The organism is Nocardia sp. CDC160 (assembly GCF_035818795.1).
Lineage (GTDB): Bacteria > Actinomycetota > Actinomycetes > Mycobacteriales > Mycobacteriaceae > Nocardia.
The window spans coordinates 63,461-72,727 of the sequence record NZ_JAYKYT010000008.1 but is presented as its reverse complement, the minus strand read 5'-3'; the positions used below and the strand labels follow the sequence as shown (position 1 = coordinate 72,727).

The 9,267-nt window shown below is 67.1% G+C and carries 10 protein-coding genes; 7 read left to right on the top strand and 3 right to left on the bottom strand.

All coding sequences use genetic code 11. The annotated features are described in order from the left end of the window. Positions 1 to 68 precede the first annotated feature (68 nt). Positions 69 to 464 carry a peptidase inhibitor family I36 protein gene (locus VMT40_RS34685; RefSeq protein WP_326363731.1) on the bottom strand — a complete coding sequence of 132 codons (396 nt, stop codon included), beginning with the start codon at positions 462 to 464 and terminating at the stop codon, positions 69 to 71. 161 nt (positions 465 to 625) lie between these two features. On the opposite strand from VMT40_RS34685, the gene VMT40_RS34680 reads away from it, so the two are divergent. After that, positions 626 to 949, top strand: coding sequence for a DMT family transporter (locus VMT40_RS34680; protein ID WP_326313637.1), 324 nt, complete (start codon positions 626 to 628; stop codon positions 947 to 949). 18 nt (positions 950 to 967) lie between these two features. Here VMT40_RS34680 and ilvA read toward each other — a convergent pair whose 3' ends face one another. Further along, entirely contained in the window at positions 968 to 2,203 is a 1,236-nt protein-coding gene (ilvA, locus tag VMT40_RS34675) for a threonine ammonia-lyase (protein WP_442790107.1), read from the bottom strand. A 90-nt stretch (positions 2,204 to 2,293) separates the two neighbouring features. Between ilvA and VMT40_RS34670 the strand changes: the two genes are divergently transcribed. From VMT40_RS34670 to VMT40_RS34645, 6 genes are all read left to right on the top strand, one after another. Then, positions 2,294 to 2,812, top strand: coding sequence for a hypothetical protein (locus VMT40_RS34670; protein WP_326363730.1), 519 nt, complete (start codon positions 2,294 to 2,296; stop codon positions 2,810 to 2,812). Between the two features lie 129 nt (positions 2,813 to 2,941). Further along, positions 2,942 to 4,429 (top strand): NCS1 family nucleobase:cation symporter-1, encoded by a 1,488-nt coding sequence (locus VMT40_RS34665; RefSeq protein WP_326363728.1) that lies wholly within the window; start codon positions 2,942 to 2,944, stop codon positions 4,427 to 4,429. A gap of 166 nt (positions 4,430 to 4,595) precedes the next feature. After that, complete coding sequence (locus VMT40_RS34660; protein WP_326363726.1) at positions 4,596 to 5,054, top strand: RrF2 family transcriptional regulator; 459 nt, start codon at positions 4,596 to 4,598, stop codon at positions 5,052 to 5,054. A gap of 8 nt (positions 5,055 to 5,062) precedes the next feature. After that, the gene (locus VMT40_RS34655; RefSeq protein ID WP_326363725.1) at positions 5,063 to 6,310 is read left to right on the top strand and encodes a globin domain-containing protein; all 1,248 of its coding nucleotides are present in this window, start codon (positions 5,063 to 5,065) and stop codon (positions 6,308 to 6,310) included. Positions 6,311 to 6,408: 98 nt separating this feature from the next. Further along, the gene (locus VMT40_RS34650) at positions 6,409 to 6,639 is read left to right on the top strand and encodes a hypothetical protein (protein ID WP_326363723.1); all 231 of its coding nucleotides are present in this window, start codon (positions 6,409 to 6,411) and stop codon (positions 6,637 to 6,639) included. 138 nt (positions 6,640 to 6,777) lie between these two features. Then, the gene (locus VMT40_RS34645; RefSeq protein ID WP_326363722.1) at positions 6,778 to 7,830 is read left to right on the top strand and encodes an alpha/beta hydrolase; all 1,053 of its coding nucleotides are present in this window, start codon (positions 6,778 to 6,780) and stop codon (positions 7,828 to 7,830) included. Here VMT40_RS34645 and VMT40_RS34640 read toward each other — a convergent pair. Beyond that, the gene (locus VMT40_RS34640; protein ID WP_442790106.1) at positions 7,824 to 9,230 is read right to left on the bottom strand and encodes a condensation domain-containing protein; all 1,407 of its coding nucleotides are present in this window, start codon (positions 9,228 to 9,230) and stop codon (positions 7,824 to 7,826) included. The two genes, VMT40_RS34645 and VMT40_RS34640, sit on opposite strands and share 7 nt — an antisense overlap. Positions 9,231 to 9,267 lie beyond the last annotated feature (37 nt).

The window sequence follows — 9,267 nt, the reverse complement described above, 5'->3', positions numbered from 1 at the left end:
CCCCCCTCCCCGTTAACCTGGGTGCCGCGGCGGGGGGCGGCCCCCCCCCCACAACTAGGTAACGAGGGTCAGGCGCAGACCTTGACCGCGTCGGCCTTGCGCTGGGCGTAGACCGGCAGGGTGGCGCGGGTGGCGTCGGGCACGTGGGCCAGCAGCTCCCAGTTCTTGCCGTTCCAGTTCAGGACGTCGACGGTCTTGCCGGTCCGGTTCCAGTAGGAGACCATGCGGTCCCCGTACCCGGCATTGCCGATGTCGTGCAGGAAGCAGCCATTGTCGACCTGGACGATCATGCTGCCGGTGCCGTCGACATTGTCCCAGGCGCAGAACATGCCCCCGGGACAGTCGTAGCCCGCGGCGGAGGCCGGAGCGGCCGCCACCAGCGCGCCGCCCGACACGGTGCCGACCGCCAGCGCGGCGGCGGCGATGGCCCCCCGAATGCTCTTGGCGCGGTGAATGTTCTTCATGATGGGTCCCCTTCTTACCTGTCATAAGTAGCCTTCCCGGCTCGCTACACCCTGGGCCGCGCCACCAACGAACGACCAACGGCCGACTAATCGCCCAGCTCGGCCACCGAGATACGAGACGGCGCGAAATTCGATCGACCGCGCGTAGCTATCCTTCGGCTATGACCTTGGTGCTGCTGGGACTGGCCATTGCGTGTGAGGTGACGGCGACGGTGTCGTTGAAGATCTCGGAGGGGTTCAGCAAGCTGGTGCCGTCGATCATCGTGGTGATCGGGTACGGGGCGGCGTTCTACTTTCTGTCGCAGGCGTTGAAGCGGGGGATGGCCATCGGGGTGGCGTACGGGATCTGGTCGGCGGTGGGTGTGGTGGCGGTGGCGACCATCGGGGCGCTGTTTCTGGACGAGCACATCACGCCGGTGCAGATCGGCGGGATCGTGCTCGTCATCGCGGGAGTGTTGGCGCTGGAACTCGGTGGGGCGCACTGAGATCCGAATAATCCCCGGTCAATCCTCTACGCGTACCACGTATCCGGCGGTCTCCAACGCGTCGAGCACCTCGTCGCGGTGGGTGGGGCCACGGGTTTCGAGGGTGAGGAGGACCTCCACCTCGTCGATGGCCAGCCACGCGCCGGTGCGCGAATGCACCACGTCCAGTACGCTCGCGCCGGTGCGGCCCAACTCGGCCAGCAGGCGCGAGAGGCTGCCGGGGCGGTCGGAGATGGTGACGCGGGCGGCCAGGTAGCGGCCCGCGGCGCTGAGGCCGTGGCCGATGACCCGGGTCAGCAGCAGGGGATCGATATTCCCGCCGGACAGGATGGCGCACACCGGACCCTCGAGGGCGAGTTCGCCTGGGGCGCAAGCCATGAGGGCCGCGACGGCGGCGGCACCGGCGGGCTCGACGATCAGCTTCGCGCGTTCCATACACAGCAGCAGCGCCTTGGACAGCGCGTCCTCGTCGACGGTCACAATGGTGGGCGCGCTCGCCACGATGTGCTCGAACGGCACCTCGCCGGGCAGGCCGACCGCGATACCGTCGGCCATGGTGGCCATCTGTTCGAGGGCCACCGGCTTGCCCGCCGCCAGCGACGCGGGCCAGGCGGCGGCCTCCGCGGCCTGCACGCCGATCACCCGCACCCGCGGCTTCAACCGTTGCAGTGCGGCGGCCACCCCGGCCAGCAGCCCACCGCCGCCGGTGGGCACCAGCACGGTGCCGACATCCGGTAGCTGATCCAGGATTTCGAGCCCGCAGGTGGCCTGCCCGGCCACGATATCGAGGTGATCGAACGGATGCACCAGCGTCGCCCCGGTGTTCTCCGCGAATTCCCGTGCGGCGGACAGGGATTGATCGATGGTGTCGCCGACCTGATGGACGGTCGCCCCATAGGCCTTGGTGGCCATGAGTTTCGGCAGTGACGCCCCGACCGGCATGAACACCGTCGACTCGATCCCCAGCGAGGTCGCCGACCAGGCCACGCCCTGCGCGTGATTGCCCGCGCTGGCCGCCACCACGCCCCGCGCCCGTTCGCCCTCGGACAGATTCGCGATCCGGTTGTAGGCCCCGCGCGGCTTGAACGAGCCGGTGCGCTGCAGGTTCTCGCATTTCAAGAACACCTCGTGACCGATGCGCTCCGACAGCACCCGCGACGCCACCACGGGAGTCCGCCGGATCACCGGTGCCAGCAGGGTCGCCGCCGCTTCGATCCGCGCCATGAGCTCCATGGCGGTCATGTTGCCAGGCATTCACCCGCCTGTCGCCCAGCGGCGGGAATCGGACACGGCGTGTGACCGGCAATGCCGGGCCGGACCGGTCGGGCGGGCTATGTTCTCGCTGTGCCCGCCGCCGTGAAAGCCCTGGTCGCACTGACCGTTTCCCTGGTCTCCGGCCTCGCCCCGCTCGCCGCTCCGCCCGCGCACGCCGAATCGATCGGCAGCTGCAGCGGCGGCGACTTCCGCTGGACCGCCGTCGATGGCGCGATCACCATGACCCCGACCCTGCTCACCTTCAATTCGGTGGGTCGGCTCTGGGGCTGCACCGGCTACCCGGGCATCACCTCGGCCACCTTCACCGGACAGCACATCGCCTGGTCGGATTGCATGCACCCGGCCGACGGGCCGCTGACGGTCTGGATCAACTGGGACAACGGCGATTCGAGCACACTCTGGGGCCCCTGGCCGGTGGGCATGGCGCAGCCGACGGTCGGGCCGCTGCGGGTGGTGGACGGTTTCGGGCTCGGCAACTGGGTCCGGGTCAGCGCCACTTACGAGATGATGACCCCGGAGATGGTGATGGGCTGCCTCGGACCGGGCGTGCCCACCGGCGTGGGGACGCTCAGCGCGAGCATGATGTGAGATTCCTGTCGACCGGCCGAAAGATATACGGGTCACGCAATAGCCGGGAAACCGAAAAGCAATCCGAGGGCAACGGCATTTTCCTACCTTGAGCCCACCCAGTTTTCGGCTCTCGGATCGGATTGCCCCATGACCGATATCGCCTCACCCGCCGCGGCCGCGGAATCCCCAGCGGCGAAACCAGCCCCAGACTACGACCCCCGGCTCACCAACGACGATCTCGCCCCACTCGAGAAGCAGACCTGGGGCGCGTACCACATCTTCGCCTTTTGGATGTCGGATGTGCACAGCGTCGGCGGATACGTCACGGCGGGCAGCCTTTTCGCGCTCGGCCTGGCCGGATGGCAGGTGCTGGCCGCGCTGCTCATCGGCATTACGATCGTATATTTTCTGTGCAATCTGGTGGCCGCGCCCAGCCAGCGCGCGGGGGTGCCGTATCCGGTGATGTGCCGCAGCGCCTTCGGCGTGCGCGGTGCCAATATCCCGGCCATCATTCGCGGTCTGATCGCGGTGGCCTGGTACGGGATTCAGACCTATCTGGCCTCGGCGGCGCTGATCGTGGTGGCGGTCAAGCTGTTCCCGAGCCTCGCGCCCTACGCGGTCTCGAGCGACTACGGATTCCTCGGACTGTCGCTGCTGGGCTGGTGCGCCTACCTGGTGCTGTGGGTGGTGCAGGCCGCCGTGTTCTGGCAGGGGATGGAGTCGATCCGCAAGTTCATCGACTTCTGCGGTCCCGCCGTGTATGTCGTGATGTTCTTCCTGTGCGGGTACCTGATCCACAAGGCCGGATGGGGTTCGATCAACCTGCAGCTGGGCTCGGTGAAGTACCACGGCTGGGACGCGCTGCCCGTCGTGCTGGGCGCGATCGCGCTGGTCGTGTCCTACTTCTGCGGGCCGATGCTGAACTTCGGCGACTTCTCCCGCTACAGCAGGTCCATGTCCGCGGTGAAGCGCGGCAACCTGCTCGGACTGCCCGTCAACTTCCTGGCGTTCTCGCTGCTGGTGGTGATCACGGCATCGCTGACCATCCCGGTCTACGGCCAACTCATCACCGACCCGGTCGAGACGGTCTCGCGCATCGACTCCACCTTCGCCATCGTGCTCGGCGCGCTGACCTTCACCATCGCCACCGTCGGCATCAATATCGTCGCCAACTTCATCTCCCCGGCCTTCGACTTCTCGCATGTGAGCCCGCAGAAGATCAGCTGGCGCATGGGCGGGATGATCGCGGCGGTCGGGTCGGTGCTGATCACGCCATGGAATCTGTACAACAACCCGGACGTCATCCACTACACCCTCGAGGTGCTGGGCGCGTTCATCGGACCGCTGTTCGGGGTGCTGATCGCCGACTACTACCTGGTGCGCAAGCGGGAGATCGCGGTGGACGAGCTGTTCACCATGGCCGAGGCCGGAAAGTACTGGTACCGAGGGGGATTCAATCCGGTCGCGGTGATCGCCACGGTGGTCGGGGCCATCGCGGCGGTGTTCCCGGTGCTGGCCAAGGACGTGTACGGGATGCACACCGCGGCGCAGTACAGCTGGTTCATCGGGTGTGGGCTGGCGCTGGTCATCTACTACGGTCTGGCCACGCGAACGAAGCTCATGACCACGGTGTAGAGGTGAGATCCCTGGCGGCGAAGTCCCGCTGCCAGGGATTTGCTGTCTAGTGATAAATGTCCTTCGCCCATTGTGTTTCGCGCTACATAATCCACCTGGACCGGGGTATTAAAGAGCACAGCCGGAAAATATGCTTTTCGGAAACGTAATTAGTACCGTTGATCTCATGCAGCTCTCCCGGTTCACAGATCTCGGCTTGCGGTCGCTGATGCGCCTGGCGGTCAGCAGTGGGGCCGAGGAGCGAGTCACCGTGAAACTGATTGCGCGACAGGTGAACGCCTCCGAGAACTATGTCGCCAAGGCCGTCTCCCGGCTCGCGGAACTCGGCTATGTCGAGTCGCAGCGCGGGCGCACCGGCGGGATCTTCCTGACCGACGCCGGACGGACCACGACCATCGGCACCATTGTTCGGCAGCTCGAATGCGATAACGAAGTCATCGAGTGTGTGGGCGACAATCCCTGCCCGATAGCGAATGCCTGCCGTTTGCGGGGAGTGCTCGCGACCGCGCAGAAGGCCTTCTATGCCGAACTCGATCGGTACGTCCTGGCCGATCTGGTGGATCAGCGCACGGTGGAGCTGCTGCACGCGCCGGTGTTCCCGGTGGCATCTCTCATCGACATCTAGGAGACCTCATGAGGCTCGCGCCGGATTCCACGCTGAACCGCTTCCCCCAGCTGGAGCCCGAGCACGCCGAGGTGATCCGCGCGACCCTGCCGCTGGTGGGCGCGCACATCGATCGGATCACCCCGCTGTTCTACACCAAGATGTTCACCGCGCACCCGGAGCTGTTGCGCGACCGCTTCAATCGCGGCAATCAGCGGCAGGGTGCGCAGCAGAAGGCCTTGGCGGCCTCCATCGCCACCTTCGCGACACACCTCGTCGATCCCACACTGCCGCATCCGCGAGAACTGTTGTCCCGCATCGGACACAAGCACGTCTCGCTCGGCGTCACCGAGCCCGAATACCGCATCGTGCACGAGCACCTGTTCGCCGCGATCGTCGAGGTGCTGGGCGCGGACGTGGTGACCCCGCAGGTCGCCGCGGCCTGGGATCGCGTGTATTGGCTGATGGCAACGACTCTCATCGATTTCGAGCGGGAACTCTACGACGCCGCCGGGGTCGAACCGGGCGATGTGTTCCGCGAGGCCCGGGTGATTCAGCGCCTCGACGATCCGTCGGGTGTGGCCACCTTCGTGGTCGAATCCGTCGATCCGACTCGTCCGCTGCCCGGTTTCCTTCCGGGACAGTACATCTCGGTCGGGGTGCGGCTGCCCGACGGTGCGCGCCAGCTGCGGCAGTACAGCCTGATCAATCGCGGCAGCGACGGCCGACTGGCCTTCACGGTGCGCAAGGTACTCGCCGAGGAGAACACCCCGGACGGTGAGGTGTCGAGTTGGCTGCACGACAGGATCGGCGTGGGTGATCACCTCGAAATCACCCTGCCCGCCGGTGATCTCACCATTGACCCCGACGCCACCACGCCGCTGGTTCTCATCTCCGCGGGCATCGGCGTCACCCCGATGGTCGGCATCCTCGAACACCTGGTCGCCGAAACCCCCGCGCGCCGCACGGTCATCCTGCACGCCGACCGCTCCACCACCGCCCACCCCTTGCGCGAGACCGTGGCCGACCTCGCCACCCGCCTGCGCGACGTCTACTTCCGCGCCTGGTACCGCGCCGACGGCCACGGCCTGCTCGACCTCACCCGCGTCGACCTCCCCGAGGACGCCGACTACTACCTCTGCGGCGGCACGGGCTTCCTCCAATACGTCCGCGCCCAGCTCATGTCCGCCGGAATCCCCAGCGATCGGGTGCATTTCGAACTCTTCGCCCCCAACGACTGGCTGTTGGACGCCGACCAGGAACCCACCCTCGTCTAGCCTGAGTTCCCACAATGTGTAACCCGGCGTCACTGTGACATCTCCAGTGGCGCGGCGGGTTGCGCGTCGATCGTGCTGGGCGGACCTACCGTTAGGTAATGAGACCCGGTGTCGAACTCACAGCCTCCCGCGTCGTTCGGGACGCACTGACCCATCGGGTCGTGGTGAGGTTCCCCGGTATCGAGGGCCTCGAACTCGAATACGCGGCCACCGATGCCGAGGCGTGGGAATTCGCCACCGCGGCCGCATTGGCCGGGATCCGCGTCCGAGTGGATCGCCGGGTGCGGCCGGGGTTGCGGCCCTTGCCCTGTCGCAGTCTGTGGCATTGAGTCGAAAAGTGAGTTGATTTCACGTGGTACCCGGCCGGGCTTGTGGCGAATACCAGCGGCGGTGAGGCCGTGTTCGGGACTTGTCCAGGAATGTCGGGCGCGACCGTGGGGCCGGTTTCGCGGGCCTAGCTTTTCCGCATGGTGCGTTTTGCCATGCTGTTTCTTGTCCTCCTGCTGATCGGAAGCGGCGCAACGGCCGTCGCCGATCCGCCGGTGGTCGATCTTCCGCTGCCGGTGCGGGTCATGGCGGCCACCCATCCCGCCGCGGACGGCGCGCGGCTGCTCACCGCGGCGCAGGGCCCGGGGCGGATTCTCGACCTGAGCGTCCACTCGCCCGCGATGGACCGTCCCGTCCCCGTGGAAGTGCTGCCCGCCCGGGACAATACGAGACCGGCACCGGTCCTGTATCTGCTCAATGGCGTGGACGGCGGCACCGACACCGGCCTGTGGAGCGATGGCAGCAACTGGCTCACCAAGACCGATATCGAACGCTTCTTCGCCGACAAACAGGTCACCGTGGTGATCCCCATCGGCGGCGCGGGCAGCCTGTTCACCGATTGGCGCGCCGACGATCCCATGCTCGGCCGGGAACGGTGGACCACGTTCCTGACCCGGGAGCTGCCGCCGGTCATCGACTCCGCTTTCGGCGGCACCGGGGCCAATGCCCTGGCGGGCCTGTCCATGGCGGGCTCGGCGGTGTTCAGGCTGGCCTTGGCCGCGCCCGGTCTGTATCGGGCACTGGGCTCCTACAGCGGTTGCGTGCGCACCAGCGACCCGGTCGGGCAGGCGATCGTCGATGCCGTGGTGGCGTCGCGGCGCGGCAATCCGCTCAATATGTGGGGGCCGCCCACGGATCCGGCCTGGGCGGCCAATGATCCGTATCTGCACGCGGCCGAGCTGCGCGGCACCGCGATCTACGTGTCCAGCGGCAACGGGCAGCCCGGACCGCTGGACACGCTGAGCGGGCCGGGTATCGCGGGCAATCCAGTGCGGCTGGCCGATCAGCTCGTCGTCGGCGGCGTGCTCGACGCCATTACCGCCGTGTGCACCCGGCAGCTGCGGGATCGCTTCCAGGAGTTGGGTATTCCCGTGGTGTTCGATCTGCGCGCGACCGGCACCCACTCCTGGGGGTATTGGCAGCAGGACCTGCACAACTCCTGGCCGGTCCTGGCCGCGGCGCTCGATCAGTGATCGGCGACCCGCAGGAAAATCGATTTCAGCACGGCGACATAGCGATCCACCGATTCGTGCGCCACCGGATTGTCGGGGTAGATGACGCTCAGCGAGGTGCCCGAGGGCAGCCGGTTGATCCACATGAGCACCTCCTCGCTGGCCGCGCGATTGGCATAGATGCCGCCGACCACATCGTCGAACAGTTCGTGACCGGCGAAATCGCGGGCGTCCACATAGGAGATCATCGGTGTCACCCAGCCCGGCGGCACGCTGATCCCGACATCGCTGGCGGCGAGTTCCAGCACGCGGTGGAAGGACACCGGGGCCAGCCGTAAACCGTTCTCGTAGGCGCGTTGCGCGCGGGCGACGGTTTTATCGAACGAGAATCGCAGGCGCTCGCCCGTGCTCGCGGCGACCGGGAACGCCACCGGGATGAGCGTGACGTACCAGCCGACCGAGGCGAGTTCGGCGACCGAGCCGCGGGTGCTGATGGGCGTCATACCGAAGTAGTAGTCACTGCCGGTGAGTTCGCATTCGGTGAGCGCCGCGACGGCGAAGATGCCACCGGTGAAGTCGGCCCCGGCGGCCTCGCAGGCCGCCTCGAAACGCCGCGCCCCGGCCTCGTCGAAGAGGGCGACGCTGCGATGCGCGCTGCGGCTGTAGCCCTCCGGACTCGTGCCGAGATCCAAAGGGAAAGAGGGCAATTCGCCGTCGTTGCCGCGCACCAGCTCCAGCCATCGAAGCACACCCGGGCTCGCGAGGGTCAGCAGCTCCGATCGCGCGCGTTCGCGGGCACAGTAGTCGACGAAACTGGCCGGTTCCACCAGGGTGTCGATGTCCTCGCCGATCTCGCGCGCGTAGAGCTGCGCCAGGTCGAAGCACGAGATGTATTGTGCGACACCGTCGGTGTGCAGATGGTCGACGGCCAGGTACAGGGTGGTCGACCCGTCGTGCTCGATCGCGCCGAAGGTGAAGCAATCCCATTGGAACGGCCCGGGTGTCGTCTTCTGCACGTGCTGGCGGATCGCCTCGGCATTGTCGATCTCGCCGTGATCGGTGGGCGTGAACTCGACGGCCTCCGGCGGCACCAGGTGGCGCACGATCGCGCCATTGGCGGCGAGTTCGAACCAGGTGCGAAAGGTGTCGTGCCGCAACAGGAACGCATTGATGGCGCGCGTCATCGCCGCCCGGTCGAGCAGGTCCGGTACCCGCGCGGTCACCAGGCACAGCCCGGAGAAGCGGAAGTCGGCGGCGGCATTGCGGTCGGCGGCGCGCAGGTATTCCTCCTGCTGATGCGAGGGCGGCACCGGATGCGGGGGAGCCTGGGCCGCTCGCGCCAGGGATACCGGTGAAGCGGTCCAGGCGACCAGCCGCCCCGGCGCGGGCTCCCACTCGTCGATCAATCCGAAACTCACCACGGCGCTACCCCTGTTCCTCGATGCCGTCCCACGACGT